The sequence below is a fragment of the Streptomyces sp. 1331.2 genome, assembly GCF_900199205.1.
Classification (GTDB): domain Bacteria; phylum Actinomycetota; class Actinomycetes; order Streptomycetales; family Streptomycetaceae; genus Kitasatospora.
Window position 1 is genome coordinate 4,264,168 of the sequence record NZ_OBMJ01000001.1, and the last position, 15,655, is coordinate 4,279,822.

Below are 15,655 nucleotides of genomic sequence, written 5' to 3' on the forward strand. Positions count from 1 at the left end.
GTATGACGACGGGGTGTGACGGCACGTCGATCGGGGGCGCACCGGGTGGTGAACTCGTGTCCGCCGGGGGTGCTTCAACCCCTTTCGTCCGGAACCGCGCCGCTGTTCACGTCCTGGAGCCGCTGTTCCGGCCCTGTGACCTGCTCTTTCAGGACCTGCCGCGGGCCTGCTTGACCGACCCCACCACCCCGGCGATCGCCAGCAGGAGGCCGGCCGGGAGCAAGGAGAGGAAGAAGGCGCCGAACAGGCCGGCGTCGCCGAGGAACAGCTGCACCAGGGTGTTCAGTCCCAGGAGCGCGCCGGCCGCCGGGAGGGCGGACTGCCACGGGTGGTCGTTCGCCCAGCGGCGCAGCCGCCGGTCGGCGGTGTCGCGGCGCAGTCGGCCGCCGATGGTGCCGACCAGGAAGAAGAAGAACAGGGCCCAGCCGGCCGGTCCGGCCAGCATGCTCAGCGACCAGCTGCCGGAGATCGCCTCGATCCCCAGGGCTGTCGCCCCCACCACCGCACCGACTCCCGCGGCGGTCCGCCACGGGCCCACGGTCGCCGAGGCGACGGCGAGTTGCCGGTTCTCACGTCGGGACATTTCGTCGTGTGCCATGCCTCCACGGTGCGCCCGCTCCGGCCCGGGGGCCATAGGGGAACCCCCTGGTTCTCACCCCTAGGGTCCGTCCTCGCACTGCGGTCGTCCGGCCCCGCGACCACGGACCGGACGGTCCCGCCGGGTGCCTGCGTGCGGTGCGAGGATGGCCGAAGTACCGAGGCAAGGAGCGGACCATGGGCAGCAGCGCAGCACACGGACAGAAGATCGCCTTCCTGGGCACCGGCAAGATCGGCGAGGCCCTGCTCTCCGGTCTGCTGCGGGCCGGCAAGGATCCGGCGGACGTCCTGGTGACCGCCCGCCGCCCCGAGCGCGCAGTCGAACTCGCCGGCCGGTACGGCGTGGTGGCCGTCTCCAACGCCGAGGCCGCCAAGCTCGCCGACACCCTGATCCTCGCGGTCAAGCCGCAGGACATGGGCACCCTGCTGGAGGAGCTGGCCCCGCACATTGCTGCGGACCGGCTGGTGATCTCGGCCGCGGCAGGCATCCCCACCGCCTGGTTCGAGGAGCGGCTGGCGGCCGGCACCCCGGTGGTCCGGGTGATGCCCAACACGCCGGTCCTGGTGGACGAGGGGATGAGCGTCATCTCGGCCGGCTCGCACGCCTCCGAGGAGCACCTGGCGCGGGCGGAGCAGATCTTCAGCTCGGTCGGCAAGGCGCTGCGGCTGCCCGAGTCCCAGCAGGACGCGGCCACGGCGCTGTCCGGCTCGGGCCCGGCGTACTTCTACTTCCTGGTCGAGGCGATGACGGACGCCGGCATCCTGCTCGGCCTGCCCCGGCAGGTGGCGCACGACCTGATCGTGCAGTCCGCGATCGGCGCCTCGGTGATGCTGCGGGATTCCGGCGAGCACCCGGTGAAGCTGCGCGAGGCGGTCACCTCCCCGGCGGGCACCACCATCGCGGCCATCCGCGAGCTGGAGAACCACGGGGTGCGGGCCGCGCTGCTGGGCGCCCTGGAGGCGGCCCGGGACCGCTCCCGGGAGTTGGCCTCCGGCGGGAAGTAGTCCGCGGCGCCCCCGACAGGGGACTCGGCAGCAGGGCCGGCCGGCGGGGAAGTCCCTGCACGACCCCTCCCGCAAACGCGGCGCACCGCCTACGCTCTCGCCAACATCGTCCTACCGGCCGGTAGCGAGGCCGCCGGGTGGCTCGTCGTGGAGGGCCCCGTGTGGCGGCCCGTGTGGAGGTCCGTATGAGTGCCGCGCCGCCCGTGCAGCCCGTCCCGTCCCCGCCGGCGCCCGGCCTGCGGGTCGGGCGGGCCGCGCTGGCCGTCAGCTTCCTGCTCCAGGGAACCACCTTCGCGCTGCTGGTCACCTGCATCCCGGAGATCCAGCGCCGGTACGGGCTGAGCGACGGGCTGTTGCCGGTCTTCCTGGCCGCGGTGCCGATCCTGGCCGGGGTCGGTTCGATCACCTCCGAGCAGCTGGTGAAGCGCACCGGCGCGCGGGCCGTGCTGCGGGTGGTCCAGCCCGCCGTCTGCCTCAGCCTCGCGGCCGCCGGGCTGGGCAGCGCCCTGTGGCAACTCGCCCTGGCGCTGGGCGCGTTCGGCCTGCTGGTGGGTGCGCTGGACGCCAGTATGAACATGCTCGGGGTGGGCCTGCAGCACCGCTACGGCCGCTCGATCATGATCGGCTTCCATGCCGCGTTCAGCCTCGGCGGCATCCTCGGCGCGGCCCTCGCCGGCCTCGGTTCGCACTACGACCTCGGGCTGCCGGTGCTGTTCGGTACGGCCGCCGCGGTGATCGCCCCGCTCGCGGTGCTCACCGGCACGCGATTCGCCGGGCCCGCCGAGCTCGGCGACGCCGTCCGGGAGGCCGCCGAGGCCGCCGCCCGGTCCATCCCTTGGCGGCCGCTGCTGCCGCTCTGCCTGGCGATGGCCTTCGCCTACATCGCCGACGCCTCGGTCTCCAACTACAGCGTCAAGTACCTCACCGACGGCCTGGGCAGCCGGGAGGACCTGGCCAAGCTGTCCTACCTCGGCTACATGGTGGCGATGCTGCTCGGCCGCGCCCTGGGGGACCGCGCGGTGCAGCGCTTCGGCGCCGTCCCGGTGGTCCGCTCCGGTGCGGCGCTGGCCGCGTTCGGCTTCGGGGTGGCGGCCGTCGCGCCCGCTGCCTGGGCGGGCATCGCCGGGTTCACCGTGCTGGGCTTCGGCATCTGCGCGATCATCCCGCAGGTGTTCGCGGCCGGCGGCCGGCTCTTCCCGGCCGACTCGGATGCCGCGGTGGCCCGGCTCAACCTCTTCAACTACGTGGGTTTCCTGGTGGGTTCGCCGCTGGTCGGGGCGATCGCCGACGCGAGCTCGTACCGCTGGGCGCTGCTGGCCCCGATGCTGCTGGTGCTCGCCGTCCTGCCGCTGGCCGACCGCTTCGCCCCGGCGCCCGCGCCTGCCCCCGCCGTCGCGTGACGGCGGGGGCAGGCGGCTGGAGCGGTCGGCGGGACGGGGGTCAGCTGATCACGGTCTGCAGCTCGGGCAGGCCGTTGGCCCACAGCTGGTCCTTGGTGGTGGACTGCCCGCCCACCTGGCCGAACTCGTAGTAGACGTACGGCGCCCAGTTCAGCGTGTACGGTCCGGCGCCCCAGGTCGGGGTCGCGGTGACCTGGACGGTCAGCGTGACGGTACGGCTGGCTCCGGGGGCGATCGGCGCAGTGAAGTGGAAGGCGGCGTTGTTGCCGTTCACCGAGCAGTCGGTGGAGTCGCCGGCGCAGCTGAGCACGTTGAAGGCGCCGGCCTGCTGGTTGGCCGGCCAGATCGGCTGGATGAACTCGTAGGCGAAGTAGATGTCGCTGCTCTCGGTGTTGGCGAGGGTCAGCGTCAGGGTCAGTTGGTCACCGGGTGCCGCCGTCGACTTGTTGACGGCGAAGGTGGTGCCACTGACCGCGGCGGAGGCCGGCTGGGCGGCAAAGACCATGCCAAGTCCCAGTAATGCAGCGAGAATTACCCCGAGGCGTTGCACGCTGAATGGCTTCATGGCGGAGAGGATAGGGAGCCGTGAAGATTTTGTCTGCACCGCCTCGGTGCCGACCGCCCCACCGCCACCCGCTACGGTGGAGGCCATGCCCGAAGCCGAGCGTGACACCCCCTGCGGCCTGCACCTCTTCTGGGACGAGGCCGTCACCGCCTACGACTTCGGCCCCGGCCACCCGATGGACCCGACCCGGTTGGCCCTCACCATGCGCCTGGTCGAGGCCCTCGGCCTGAACGCCGGCCCCGGGGTGACCGTCCGCTCCGCGCCGCCCGCCGGCGACTCCACCCTCCGGCTGGTGCACACCGGGGAGTACGTCGAGGCGGTCAGGCACGCCGCCGCCCACCCCGAGCTGTCCGACCCCCGGCACGGGCTCGGCACCGAAGACAACTGGTCCTTCCCCGCGATCCATTCGGCCTCCGCGCTGATCGCCGGCCAGTCCGTGGCCGCCGCCGAGGCCGTCTGGCGCGGCGAGACCCCGCACGCCGTCAACTTCGCCGGCGGACTGCACCACGCGATGCCCGCCAAGGCCTCCGGCTTCTGCGTCTACAACGACCCGGCGCTGGCCGTCGCCCGGCTGCTCGAACTCGGCGCCGAACGGGTCGCCTACGTCGACGTGGACGTCCACCACGGCGACGGCGTCCAGGAGGCCTTCTGGAACGACCCGCGGGTGCTCACGGTCTCGCTGCACGAACACCCCGCCACGCTCTTCCCGCAGACCGGCTGGCCCACCGAGACCGGCGGCCCGGACGCCCCCGGATCCGCCGCCAACCTGCCGCTGCCGGCCGGCACCGGCGACGCCGGCTGGCTGCGCGCCTTCCACGCCCTGGTGCCCGAACTGCTGGACGCCTTCCGGCCACAGGTCCTGGTCACCCAGCACGGCGCGGACACCCACCTGGAGGACCCGCTCGCCCACCTCGCCGTCACCGTCGACGCCCAGCGGCTGATCGCCGAGGAGCTGCACGACCTGGCCCACCGTCACGCCGACGGCCGCTGGGTGGCCACCGGCGGGGGCGGCTACGCCGTGGTGGACGTCGTCCCGCGCAGCTGGACCCACCTGGTCGCCACCGCCGCCGGCCGGCCCGTCGACCCGGCCACCGAGACCCCCGAGCCCTGGCGCGCCGAGGTCTACCGCCGCACCCGCCGCCCGGCCCCGCTCCGGATGACCGACGGCGCCCGCCCGGCCTGGCGCGACTTCGACGCGGGTTACGATCCGGCCGACCGGCTCGATCAGGCCATCCTCGCCGCCCGCCGCGCGGTCTTCCCCCACCACGGCCTGCTGGCCTGAACCCGCCGCCCGCAGCACGGGCCCGCCGGGCGGTGCGTACGGAGACCCGTCCGATCCGCCGAGCGGCTACGTACTGCAACAGGCCTATCTCTCACCGTACGAGGACTGCACTTCCCCTCTTCCCACTGGTACCACCCATAACTACTCTGGGGATACACGTGTGCCGGTGGAGTCACCGGAGGGGAAGCCGGTGCCTTGCACACGGGTAAGGGTCGGGTGATGGTCATGAGTTCCGTGGAGCGTCCCCTGCAGGAAGTCGTCTTCCTGACCGTGGCGGAGGTCGCCGCGGTCATGCGGGTGTCCAAGATGACGGTGTACCGCCTGGTGCACAGCGGAGAGCTGCCGGCCATCCGGGTCGGACGGTCCTTCCGGGTGCCCCAGCAGGCGGTGCACGAGTACCTCAAGGAGTCGTACGTGCGGCTTGAGAGCGCGTAGGCCCCGGGTCGGCGGGGCCCGGCCCGCAGCCGCGGACCGGCCCCGTTCGCCCCGGATTTCCCGCGAGTTTCCCGGCAACGGGGAGCACGATTACGGCCCCGGCCCGGCGGACGGTAGGCTAGGCCCTCACGTCAGTCGTATGGACTCCGTCTCTCACGGACGAGAGTCTCAGTGAGCGAGGGTTGTTCCGTGGGCTCTGTCATCAAGAAGCGTCGCAAGCGTATGGCCAAGAAGAAGCACCGCAAGCTTCTCAAGCGCACTCGCGTTCAGCGTCGCAACAAGAAGTAAGCGCCCCCGGCCGCGCCCCGCGCGCCCAGCGCTTTCACCGCCCGTCCCGGCCCCTGCGGCCCGGGGCGGGCGGTGTCGTTTCACGGCCCGGCGCGGCGGCGCGGTACGGTGCACGCAGTCCGCTCGGGTCGAGGGAATGGGGTGCAGCACCGTGGGCGTGGTCGTGCTCGTCACCGGCGTGGCACGCCATCTCGGTGCCCGCTTCGCCGCCGAGGTCCGCCGCCTCCCCGGCGTGGACCTGGTCGTCGGCGTGGACGTGCAGCCGCCCCGGCTGCCGGCCGAGGAGTCCGCAGGGGAGTTCGCGGGCCCGGCCGCCCCGTACCGCTTCCACCAGCTCGACCTGCGCCGCCCGGCACTCTCCCGGGTGCTCGCCGAGCACCGGGTGGACACCGTCGTGCACCTCAGCGTCAGCGCCACCGGCCTGGGCTCCACCAACCGCTCCGCGGTGAAGGAATCCAACGTCATCGGCACCATGCAGCTGCTCGGCGCCTGCCAGAAGGCCCCCGGGGTGCGCCGGCTGGTGGTGAAGTCCACCACCGGCGTGTACGGATCCGCGCCCCGCGACCCGGCCGTGTTCAGCGAGCGGATCCAGCCGAAGGACCCGCCCGGCGGGGGCTTCGCCAAGGACGCCGCCGAGGTCGAGGGCTACGTCCGCGGCTTCGCCCGGCGCCGTCCGGACGTCGCCGTGACGGTGCTGCGCTTCGCCAACATCGTCGGCCCGAACGCGGACACCCCGCTCAGCGAGTACTTCGCGCTGCCGGTGCTGCCGACCGTCCTCGGCTACGACCCGCGGCTGCAGTTCGTGCACGAGGACGACGCCGTCGCCGTGCTCTGCCGGGCCGCCGTCGAGCCCGAGCCGGGCACCGTCAACACCGGGACCTTCAACGTGGCGGGGGAGGGCGTCCTGCTGCTCTCCCAGTGCGCCCGCCGGCTCGGCCGGCCCACCCTGCCGCTGCTGCTGCCCGCCGTCAGTTGGATGGCCGTGCTGGCCCGGCAGACCCGGCTGGTCGACGTCTCCCCGGAGCAGCTGCGACTGCTCACCCACGGCCGGGTGGTGGACACCACCCGGCTGCGCGAGACCTTCGGCTACCGCCCGGCGTTCACCACCCCGCAGGCCTTCGCCGACTTCGCCGCCGCCCAGGGGCCGGGCCTGTTGCCGCCCGAGCGGCTGGCCGCCGTCACCGACCGGCTGAGCGCCCTGCTCGGCCCGGAAGGGGCGGACCCCGCCGCACCGGGCGCCGTACCGAACCGCCCCCGCCGACCGAGGAGCTGAACCCGCGATGAGTGCCGCAGCCGAGAACGCACCGGGCGAGGCCAAGGTCATCCCGATCGAGTCCGCCCCCAGCTACAGCTCCCCCGAGAGTCCCGGGCTGGCCGACCGGCTGGCCGGGGCGGTCGGCGGGGCACTGTCCGGGCCGCTCGGCCCGGCCGCCACCCGGCTGCTCGGCAAGGGCTGGGAGGGCCGCGCGGCCGAGCGGCTGGCCTTCCTGCGCCGCCGGGTCACCGGCGACTACGAGGTGGACGAGTTCGGCTTCGACCGGGAGCTCACCGAGGAGGTGCTGCTCTCGCTGCTGCGCCCGCTGGCCGAGAAGTACTTCCGGATCGACGTCCAGGGCGTGGAGAACATCCCGGCCGAGGGCGGCGTGCTGATCGTCGCCAACCACTCCGGGACGATCCCGCTGGACGCGCTGATGACCCAGGTGGTCATCCACGACCACCACCCGAACCGGCGCCACCTGCGGATGCTCGCCGCCGACCTGGTCTTCGTACTGCCCGGCATCAACGAGCTGGCCCGCAAGGCCGGCCACACGCTGGCCTGCAACGAGGACGCGCAGGCGCTGCTGGAGCGCGGCGAGGTGGTCGGGGTCTGGCCGGAGGGCTTCAAGGGCATCGGCAAGCCGTTCTCCGAGCGCTACAAGCTCCAGCGCTTCGGCCGCGGCGGCTTCGTGGCCTCGGCGCTGCGGGCGAAGGTGCCGATCGTGCCCTGCTCGATCGTCGGGGCGGAGGAGACCTACCCGATGGTCGGCAACGTGAAGACGCTGGCCCGGCTGCTGGGCCTGCCGTACGTGCCGATCACCCCGACCTTCCCCTGGCTGGGGCCGCTCGGGGTGCTGCCGCTGCCGACCAAGTGGACGATCCGCTTCGGCGAGCCGATCGCCACCGACGGGTACCCGGCGGAGGCGGCGGACGATCCGATGCTGGTCTTCGACCTGGCCGACGAGGTGCGCGAGACCATCCAGCACTCGCTGTACCAGCTGCTGGTGCAGCGGCGCTCGGTCTTCTTCTGACCCCCGGCCCCCGGCCCTGCGCTCCTGCCGACCCGGCTCCTCCGGAACGGCCGGCTTCCGGAACGGCCGGCCACGCAGCGGGGGCCCGGCGGATATCGCACTCCGCCGGGCCCCCGCAGTCCTGACGTCAGCCGCCGAGGATTCGCAGCCCGGGCAGCAGGCCCGGGACCAGCGGGGGAACCTCGACACCCTGCTGACGGGCCGCGTCCGGGACGCCGGGCGTGCCGGACGGCTGGGGCGCCTGCGACGGGGCCGCGTCGGCGCTCGGCGCGGGCTTGGCACCGGTGAGCCCGCTGGTGAGGTCGCCGACCAGCCCGTTGACGGCGTCCGGGGCGCTGGTGGGCAGGGTGCTCGGCAGGCCGCCGCCCTTGCCGCTGCCGCCCGTCGCGCCGGCGCCGGGGTTGGCCGGGGCCACGCCGCCGCCGGGGCGGCTGCCGCCGGTCGCTCCGCCGGAGACCTGGTCGCCCGGAGCGGCGCCGGTGCCGTTCGCCGGGGCACCGGCGGAGGAGCCGCCGGTCGGGTCGGCCGAGCCGTCGCCCGCTCCGGGGCCGCCCGTGCCACCGCTCTTGGCGGGGGACTGGGCCAGCCGCAGGGGCGCGACGTCCTCGCTTATGTCGTCGAAGAGCTGGTTCACCAGGCTGGCCTGCCGGGTCAGTTGGACGGGCAGCCTGCCCTGCAGCTCGGTCCAGCGGCCGTCCTCGTCGTGGGCGAAGCCGGCCAGCGCGCGCATCGGGTCCAGCGAGCCGTTGCTGCGGTAGACCGAGCGCAGCAGCTCGCGGCCCCTGAGGGCGTCGGCGTGCATGTCGTCCAGGGCGTGGCGGACCTGCTCGACCGTGTCCGGGCTGAGCCCGCCGGCCGGGCCGGTGCGGCCGACCAGGACCTTGGCCTCGTCGAGCCGGGTGGCGGCGTTGTCGAGCAGCAGTTCACCGCGCTCGGAGTCGGAGCCCGCGAAGTCGAGACGGAGCCCTTCGAGGCCGCGCTTGAGCCCGTACAGCGTGTCCCCGGGGAGGGCGTTGGAACTCGCGGCGGCAGCGCCGGCCAGGCTGCCGACGGCCAGCCCGGCGACGAGCCCGCCGATCGCGAACCGGCGGCTCCAGCGGCCGCGTGGCGCCGTCCGGATCGCCCGGTGGCGGCGTTGGCGGGGCACCGCGGCGCCCGGCCCGCCGGCGAAGGCCTGCTCGAAGGCGGCCATCAGCTGGGCGCGTTGGACCGTTCGGACCTCACGGTCCAGCTCCGGCCCGGGCAGCGCCCCCAGTGTGTCGGTCAGGCCGACCAGTTCGGCCATCGCGGCCGAACCGGCCTTGGTGTCACCGGTGTTGGCCGATTCCGCGTTGGCCGCAGGGCGTTGCTCCGCCTGGTGGGCCTCCAGCGCCTCGGCGAAGGCCTTCGCCCGCCGGTGCTCCAGCACGTTTGCCGTCACGGGCCACACCTCCCTTCGTCGTTGTCGACACCCCGGCCTGCCGGACGGTTGCCCCGGCGGGCCAAAGCCACTCCATCGGGTGATAGGTCACAATTCGACTTGACCGTATGCCTGGTGGGGGCTTGCACGTTGGCCAACGATCGGTGGGGGCGGTCGGTTACGCACGGCTGATCATCGGACCGACCGTTCACCCTGACGTGTCGGTCGGATGCGGACGGTGACGTCCGACCGGGCCGCCCGGCGGGTATCTCCCCTTCGGTCACGGCCGGCTCACCGCGCGTCGGGCGGGAGCAGCCGGGCCAGGGTGCGCACGGCGCGGTACTGGAGGGTCTTGATGGCGCCCTCGTTCTTGCCCATGATCCGCGCCGTCTCGGCCACCGAGAGCCCTTGCAGGAAGCGCAGGGTGACGCACTCCTGCTGCTGCGGGTTGAGCCGCCGGACGGCGTCCAGCAGGGCGGCGTTGGAGAGCGACTCCAGCACCGACTCCTCCGGGCTGCGCTCGCACTCGTTGGAGTCGAGCATCTCGCCGGTGGTGACCTCCAGCCGGAAGCGGCTGGACTTGAAGTGGTCGGCGACCAGGTTGCGGGCGATGGTGACCAGCCAGGCGCCGAAGTCGCGGCCCTGCCAGGTGAAGGTGCCGATCCGGCGCAGCGCGCGCAGGAAGGTCTCGCTGGTGAGGTCCTCGGCGGTGGCCCGGCTGCCGACCCGGTAGTAGATGTAGCGGTAGACGGTGTCCGCGTAGTGGTCGTAGAGCCGCCCGAAGGCCTCGCTCTCGCCGGCCTGGGCCCGCTCCACCAGCTCCATGATCGGGTTGTGCTCGGTCTCGTAGCCGGGGCCGGCCGCCGTCCGGGAGCGGCCGCGGCCGACGCCGGTGGTGCCGGTGCGGCTGCGCGAGCCGGTGCCGGCCGAGCCGGCGGCGGTGGTGCGCAGCGCCAGGCCGGCGCCGTGCGGGTGGCCGAACGATCCTCCGGCGGGCGCGAGTTGGGGCGAGGCGGCGAGCTGGCTGCGGAGCAGGCTGCGCAGCAGGTCCAGGCCGGTGGAGATCTGCCGCTCGGCGGTCGGTCGGCCGCGGTGGCCGGTGCGGGGGCGCAGGGGCGCGGACGACGGGCGGGAGGGTGCAGGCGCGTCGTTCCGGACGGGTGGGTACACGGGACTCCCAGAGGCAGAACTGTGGACGGATCACCTCCGCCTGCGCGGAGAGCACTCCCCGAAGCGTCCGTTCGAGCGGGACGCGTGGGGACGTGCATCCAGGAGAGAATAACGCTTTGTGCAATGACAGCTACACCGTGTGGCCGAAGTGGTCGTTTGGGATCCATTTGTTGTGCATATTCGGCTGACACTGACCGGAGCTGGCATCCTTCATCCGGCTCAACGTGATCGAACAGGTGCCCAGGGTGACCAATTCGGCGGTCTGGCGGGCGGTTTCCCAGTCTTGGGGCCCGGCAACCCCTGACTTTCCCCGGCTGGCGAACGATCAGAACCGGTCACCGGCTGGCAAGTTCGAGCGAGAGCCCCGGACTGCCGCACGACGAAGGGGAGTTCGCCCGTAAGAGCGGCCAGGTCAGGGCCCTGGTTGACGCCCGGTCACCCGCCCGGGCGAGCCCGTCGGGAAGGCACCGCGGGCCCCGTCGGCGGTCCCGACGACGGCTCCGAAGGGGTCTGCGGCGAAGGGGCTCAGGCGCGGCGGCGACGCCGGTGCAGCGCCACCGCGACCGCCGTCGCTCCGGCGGCCGCCCCGAGCGCGGCCGCCGCCGGCAGGCCGACCCGGGCTGCCTTGCGGCCCGTCCGGAAGTCCCGCACCCGCCACCCCTGGGCCCGGGCGTGGCGGCGCAGCGCGCCGTCCGGGTTCACCACGTACGGGTGGCCGACCAGGGAGAGCATCGGGATGTCGTTGGCGGAGTCGCTGTACGCGGCGCAGCGGTCGAGGTCCAGGCGCTCGCGCCGGGCCAGCGCCCGGACGGCGGCGGCCTTGGCCGGGCCGTGCAGCAGGTCGCCGACCAGCCGGCCGGTGTAGTGGCCGTCCCGGGCCTCGGCGACGGTGCCCAGCGCGCCGGTCATGCCGAGCCCCCGGGCGATGATCCGGGCCACCTCCAGCGGGGCGGCGGTGACCAGCCAGACCCGCTGGCCGGCGTCCAGGTGCATCTGGACCAGGGCGCGGGTGCCGGGCCAGATCTTGTCGGCGACGACCTCCTCGAAGACCTCCTCGCAGATCGCCTCCAGGTCGGCGGTGCGCTTGCCGGCCACGATGCCGAGGGCGGACTGCTGGGCGTCCGAGATGTGGTCCGGGTCCTCGGCGCCGTGCAGCCGGAACCAGGCCTGCTGCCAGGCGAAGCGGGCGATGTCGCGGCGGGTGAGGAAGCCGCGGCGGAAGAGGCCGACGCCGAGGTAGAAGATCGCGGCGCCGCGCAGGATGGTGTTGTCGCAGTCGAAGAAGGCGGCGGCGCGGGCGTCGCCCGGCTCCGGGGTGTGGTTCCCGGCCGGGGCCTTCGGCGCTTTCCCGGGCTTGGCCGCGGCCGGCGCGGTCGCCTCGGCGGCGGGCTCGGGCTCGGCGCGCAGCGCGGCCTCGGCGGCCTCGGCCGCGGCTTCGCCCGCCAGGGCGCTCCGCTCGCTGGTGGAGCGCTTCGCCTGGGTGAGCCTTCGGAGCACGGCCATGCCATCGAGCATAGCCAGCCGCACGCGGAGCGGCCGTGACGAAGCCGTGCCCGGAAGGTGAACAGCCGGCCCACCGCCCCGCTCGCCCGAGCCGGGCCCGGGGCCGGTGGGCGATGGCGCAAAATGGCTTGGTGAGCCCACTGCTGCGACGCAAGAGCCCCGATCCCGCGGGCCGGACCGTGACCCTGGTCGGCAAGCCCGGCTGCCACCTGTGCGACGAGGCCCGGGAGGTGATCGTCCGGGTGGCGGGCGAGCTGGGGGCGTCCTTCGAGGAGAAGGACATCACCCAGGACGAGGAGCTGTACCGGCGCTACTGGGAGCAGATCCCGGTGACCCTGATCGACGGCCGTCAGCACGACTTCTGGCGGGTCGACGAGCGCCGCCTGCGCACCGCCCTCGGCGGCTGATCGGCCGTCCGCACGAGCGCCCGCGCCCCCGCCGATCGGCGGGGGCGCTTCGCCGAATCGTTGCCAAACCCATCCCGTTCCGGCGTGAGGCGGGGCGGGTTGGTCGGCTTACGATCGAACGCGTTTGCGCCCGTGGGGGGCTGAGCACACGAGGAGTGCCGCCATGCTTCCCGCCCCGATCCCCGGGACGCCCGGAGTCCCGCACGGGGCCGGAGGTTTCGCCGTGGTGGACGTGGAGGCGACCGGCCGCAGCCCGTGGCGGCACCGGGTGGTGGAGGTCGCGGTGGTGCTGCTCGACGAGCGGCTGTGCCCCGAGGGGGAGTTCGCCACCCTGCTGGATCCGCTGGGCCCGGTCGGCCCGACCCATGTGCACCGGATACGCCAGTGCGACGTCGAGGGCGCCCCGCGTTTCCGGGAGATCGCCCCGCGGCTGCTGGAGCTGCTGGCCGGCCGGGTGCTGGTCGGTCACCACGTCAGCTGTGACCACGCCTTCCTGGACCGCGAGTTCGCCCGGATCGGGGTGCCGCTGCCGCCCGTCCCGGTGCTGTGCACGATGGGGCTGGCCCGCGCCCATCTGCCGGAGCTGCCCGGGTACGGCCTGGCGGCCTGCGTGGAGGCGGCCGGCCTGGGGTGGTACCCGGCGCACACCGCGCTGGGCGACGCCCGGGTGACGGCGGAGCTGCTGCGGCACTGCCTGGGCGCCCCGTCCTGCCCGCCGGACGACTGGGCCGGGCCGCTGCGGGAGGCGGCCCGGGTGCCCTGGCCGCGGCTGGGCCGGGCCCGTTCCCGCCCGTCCGGCGGGGCCGTCCCGCTGCTGCGCCGGGAGGCGTCGTACGGCCCGTGGCTGCCCGGTTCGCAGGCCCCGGAGGTCGTGCTGACGCGGGCCGGTGCTATGGGTTCGACGGCGTGATGCGCATCACTGTGCGGGGACAAATCGGACACCATCTTTGTGCACACGTTCACAAACGCATAGCCTGGCTGCCAAAGCCCAGCTTCACCCACAGGAGCACCGTGGCAATCGGCCGATCACCACAGAGCAGTTCGCAGACGCCCGACCAGGGCGCCGCGCGCCGACCCTCGCGTGCCCGGGGAATCCCGGAGGCGACCGTCGCGCGCCTGCCCCTCTACCTGCGGGCCCTCACCGCGCTCTCCGAGCGCTCGGTGCCGACCGTCTCCTCCGAGGAGCTGGCCGCCGCGGCCGGCGTGAACTCGGCCAAGCTCCGCAAGGACTTCTCCTACCTCGGCTCCTACGGCACCCGCGGCGTCGGCTACGACGTCGAGTACCTCGTCTACCAGATCTCCCGCGAGCTCGGTCTGACCCAGGACTGGCCGGTCGTCATCGTCGGCATCGGGAACCTCGGCCACGCCCTCGCCAACTACGGCGGCTTCGCCTCCCGCGGCTTCCGGGTGGCCGCCCTGCTGGACGCCGACCCGAACGTGGTGGGCACCAGCGCGGCCGGGCTCCCGGTGCGCCACATGGACGAGCTGGAGTCGATCGTCGAGAGCCAGCACGTCTCGATCGGTGTGATCACCACCCCGCCCGGCGCCGCCCAGCAGGTGTGCGACCGGCTGGTCGAGTCGGGCGTCACCAGCATCCTGAACTTCGCCCCGACCGTGCTGACCGTCCCGGACGGCGTGGACGTGCGCAAGGTGGACCTCTCCATCGAGCTGCAGATCCTCGCCTTCCACGAGCAGCGCAAGGCCGGTGAGGAGCCGGACGACCGCTCCGAGTCGGTGCTCGACCGCGCCCCCGGCCCGGTCCGGGCCGCCGCGGCCAAGCTGCGCCGCGCGGCCGGCGGCACCGGCAAGGCCCGCGGCACCGCCGAGTCGGCGGCCAAGGACCCGGCCGAGCAGGCCAAGGGAAAGAGCGCCAAGGGCGGCGACGGGGACCTCTCCGCGGTGATGCCCGCATGAACACCGAGAGCTGTGGGGGGCGGGCATGAGCCTTCTCGTCGTAGGGCTGAGCCATCGCACGGCCCCGGTCGGGGTGCTGGAACGCGCCGCCCTGACCGGTGACGTGCCGACCCGGCTGCTGCACGACGCGGCGGCCACCGCCACCGTCGCCGAGGCCGCGCTGCTGAACACCTGCAACCGGATCGAGCTGTACGCGGACGTGGACAAGTTCCACGCCGGCGTCGCCGAGCTGTCGCTGCTGCTGGCCCACCACAGCGGGGTGGACCTGGAGGAGCTGACCTCCCACCTGTACGTCCACTACGAGGACCGCGCCGTCCACCACCTCTTCTCGGTGGCCTGCGGGCTGGACTCGATGGTGGTCGGCGAGGGCCAGATCCTCGGCCAGCTGCGCGACGCGCTGGCCAAGGCCCAGGAGGAGCACACCGCCGGGCGCGGCCTGAACGAGCTGTTCCAGCAGGCGCTGCGGGTCGGCAAGCGGGCGCACAGCGAGACCGGCATCGACAAGGCCGGCCAGTCGCTGGTCACCTTCGGCCTGGAGCAGGTCGCCGCGGGCGCGGGCGAGATCGCCGGCAAGCGCGCGCTGGTGGTCGGCGCCGGCTCGATGAGCTCGCTGGCCGCCGCCACCCTGGTCCGCTCCGGCGTGACCGACCTGCTGATCGCCAACCGGACGCCGGCCCGCGCCGAGCGCCTGGTCGAGATCCTCGGCCCGGACGTGGCCCGCACCGTGGACCTCGCCAAGGTGCCGGAGGTGCTGGCCGACGTCGACCTGGTGATCTCCTGCACCGGCGCGGCCGGCGTGGTGATCCGGGCCGAGGACGTGGCCGCCGCCGTCGCCTCCCATACGGCCGCGCAGCCGCTCGCCCTGCTCGACCTGGCGATGCCGCGCGACGTCGACCACGCCGTGCACGAGCTGCCCGGCGCCCTGCTGGTCGACCTGGAGAGCCTGTCGCACGCGCACGCCGCCACCCCCGGCGCCGGCGACGTCGACCAGGTCACCCGGATCGTCGCCGACGAGGTGAGCGCCTTCGGCGCCGCCCAGCGGGCCGCCCGGATCGCGCCGACCGTGGTCGCGCTGCGCGCGATGGCCTCCGACGTCGTCGCCGCCGAGCTGGGCCGGCTGGACTCCCGGCTGCCCGACCTGGACGAGCGCTCCCGCGCCGAGATCACCCAGACCGTCCGCCGCGTCGTCGACAAGCTGCTGCACGCCCCGACCGTCCGGGTGAAGCAGCTGGCCGCCGAGCCCGGCGGAGCCTCCTACGCGGAGGCCCTGCGCGAGCTGTTCGACCTCGACCCGGCGGCCGTGCACGCCGTGTCGGGCACGCCCGTCGGCGGCACGCCCCAGCCCTCCGCCGGGGGCAGCAGATGAACCGTCAGCCATCCCACGAGTACCACCGGGACGATC

16 protein-coding genes are annotated in these 15,655 nt (G+C 73.9%); 11 read left to right on the top strand and 5 right to left on the bottom strand.

All coding sequences use genetic code 11. The features are described from left to right. Positions 1-148 precede the first annotated feature (148 nt). On the bottom strand, positions 149-598 hold the full coding sequence (locus CRP52_RS18140; protein WP_143685777.1) for a hypothetical protein: 450 nt from the start codon (positions 596-598) through the stop codon (positions 149-151). A gap of 176 nt (positions 599-774) precedes the next feature. Here CRP52_RS18140 and proC point away from each other — a divergent pair, with 176 nt between their 5' ends. Together proC and CRP52_RS18150 are read left to right on the top strand one after the other, a co-directional pair. Then, positions 775-1,602, top strand: coding sequence for a pyrroline-5-carboxylate reductase (gene proC, locus CRP52_RS18145; protein WP_097237377.1), 828 nt, complete (start codon positions 775-777; stop codon positions 1,600-1,602). Positions 1,603-1,787: 185 nt separating this feature from the next. Then, on the top strand, positions 1,788-3,002 hold the full coding sequence (locus CRP52_RS18150) for an MFS transporter (RefSeq protein ID WP_097237378.1): 1,215 nt from the start codon (positions 1,788-1,790) through the stop codon (positions 3,000-3,002). Between the two features lie 40 nt (positions 3,003-3,042). Here CRP52_RS18150 and CRP52_RS18155 read toward each other — a convergent pair whose 3' ends face one another. Further along, positions 3,043-3,507, bottom strand: a complete 465-nt coding sequence (locus CRP52_RS18155) for a hypothetical protein (RefSeq protein ID WP_097237379.1) — start codon at positions 3,505-3,507, stop codon at positions 3,043-3,045. Between the two features lie 145 nt (positions 3,508-3,652). Between CRP52_RS18155 and CRP52_RS18160 the strand changes: the two genes are divergently transcribed. The 5 genes from CRP52_RS18160 (at position 3,653) to CRP52_RS18180 (ending at position 7,860) form a co-directional block, all read left to right on the top strand. Then, the gene (locus tag CRP52_RS18160; RefSeq protein WP_097237380.1) at positions 3,653-4,849 is read left to right on the top strand and encodes an acetoin utilization protein AcuC; all 1,197 of its coding nucleotides are present in this window, start codon (positions 3,653-3,655) and stop codon (positions 4,847-4,849) included. A gap of 225 nt (positions 4,850-5,074) precedes the next feature. Continuing rightward, entirely contained in the window at positions 5,075-5,284 is a 210-nt protein-coding gene (locus tag CRP52_RS18165) for a helix-turn-helix domain-containing protein (protein ID WP_045699258.1), read from the top strand. Positions 5,285-5,473: 189 nt separating this feature from the next. Beyond that, positions 5,474-5,572 (top strand): 30S ribosomal protein bS22, encoded by a 99-nt coding sequence (locus CRP52_RS18170; RefSeq protein WP_003948845.1) that lies wholly within the window; start codon positions 5,474-5,476, stop codon positions 5,570-5,572. Positions 5,573-5,723: 151 nt separating this feature from the next. Continuing rightward, positions 5,724-6,845, top strand: a complete 1,122-nt coding sequence (locus tag CRP52_RS18175; protein WP_097240158.1) for an NAD-dependent epimerase/dehydratase family protein — start codon at positions 5,724-5,726, stop codon at positions 6,843-6,845. 7 nt (positions 6,846-6,852) lie between these two features. Next, on the top strand, positions 6,853-7,860 hold the full coding sequence (locus CRP52_RS18180) for a lysophospholipid acyltransferase family protein (RefSeq protein WP_097237381.1): 1,008 nt from the start codon (positions 6,853-6,855) through the stop codon (positions 7,858-7,860). A gap of 127 nt (positions 7,861-7,987) precedes the next feature. Here CRP52_RS18180 and CRP52_RS18185 read toward each other — a convergent pair whose 3' ends face one another. From CRP52_RS18185 to CRP52_RS18195, 3 genes are all read right to left on the bottom strand, one after another. Continuing rightward, on the bottom strand, positions 7,988-9,280 hold the full coding sequence (locus CRP52_RS18185; protein ID WP_143685778.1) for a DUF5667 domain-containing protein: 1,293 nt from the start codon (positions 9,278-9,280) through the stop codon (positions 7,988-7,990). Positions 9,281-9,550: 270 nt separating this feature from the next. Next, positions 9,551-10,372 (bottom strand): ECF subfamily RNA polymerase sigma factor, BldN family, encoded by an 822-nt coding sequence (locus CRP52_RS18190; protein ID WP_097240159.1) that lies wholly within the window; start codon positions 10,370-10,372, stop codon positions 9,551-9,553. 582 nt (positions 10,373-10,954) lie between these two features. Continuing rightward, positions 10,955-11,932 (bottom strand): HAD family hydrolase, encoded by a 978-nt coding sequence (locus tag CRP52_RS18195; RefSeq protein ID WP_097237383.1) that lies wholly within the window; start codon positions 11,930-11,932, stop codon positions 10,955-10,957. Positions 11,933-12,045: 113 nt separating this feature from the next. Between CRP52_RS18195 and CRP52_RS18200 the strand changes: the two genes are divergently transcribed. From CRP52_RS18200 to CRP52_RS18215, 4 genes are all read left to right on the top strand, one after another. Further along, positions 12,046-12,339: a glutaredoxin family protein gene (locus tag CRP52_RS18200; RefSeq protein ID WP_097237384.1), complete on the top strand. Its 294-nt coding sequence runs from the start codon at positions 12,046-12,048 to the stop codon at positions 12,337-12,339. A 163-nt stretch (positions 12,340-12,502) separates the two neighbouring features. Then, positions 12,503-13,249, top strand: a complete 747-nt coding sequence (locus CRP52_RS18205; RefSeq protein WP_097237385.1) for a 3'-5' exonuclease — start codon at positions 12,503-12,505, stop codon at positions 13,247-13,249. 101 nt (positions 13,250-13,350) lie between these two features. Continuing rightward, positions 13,351-14,253 (top strand): redox-sensing transcriptional repressor Rex, encoded by a 903-nt coding sequence (locus CRP52_RS18210; protein WP_257032551.1) that lies wholly within the window; start codon positions 13,351-13,353, stop codon positions 14,251-14,253. A gap of 25 nt (positions 14,254-14,278) precedes the next feature. Then, complete coding sequence (locus tag CRP52_RS18215) at positions 14,279-15,619, top strand: glutamyl-tRNA reductase (protein WP_097237387.1); 1,341 nt, start codon at positions 14,279-14,281, stop codon at positions 15,617-15,619. Positions 15,620-15,655: the final 36 nt, after the last annotated feature.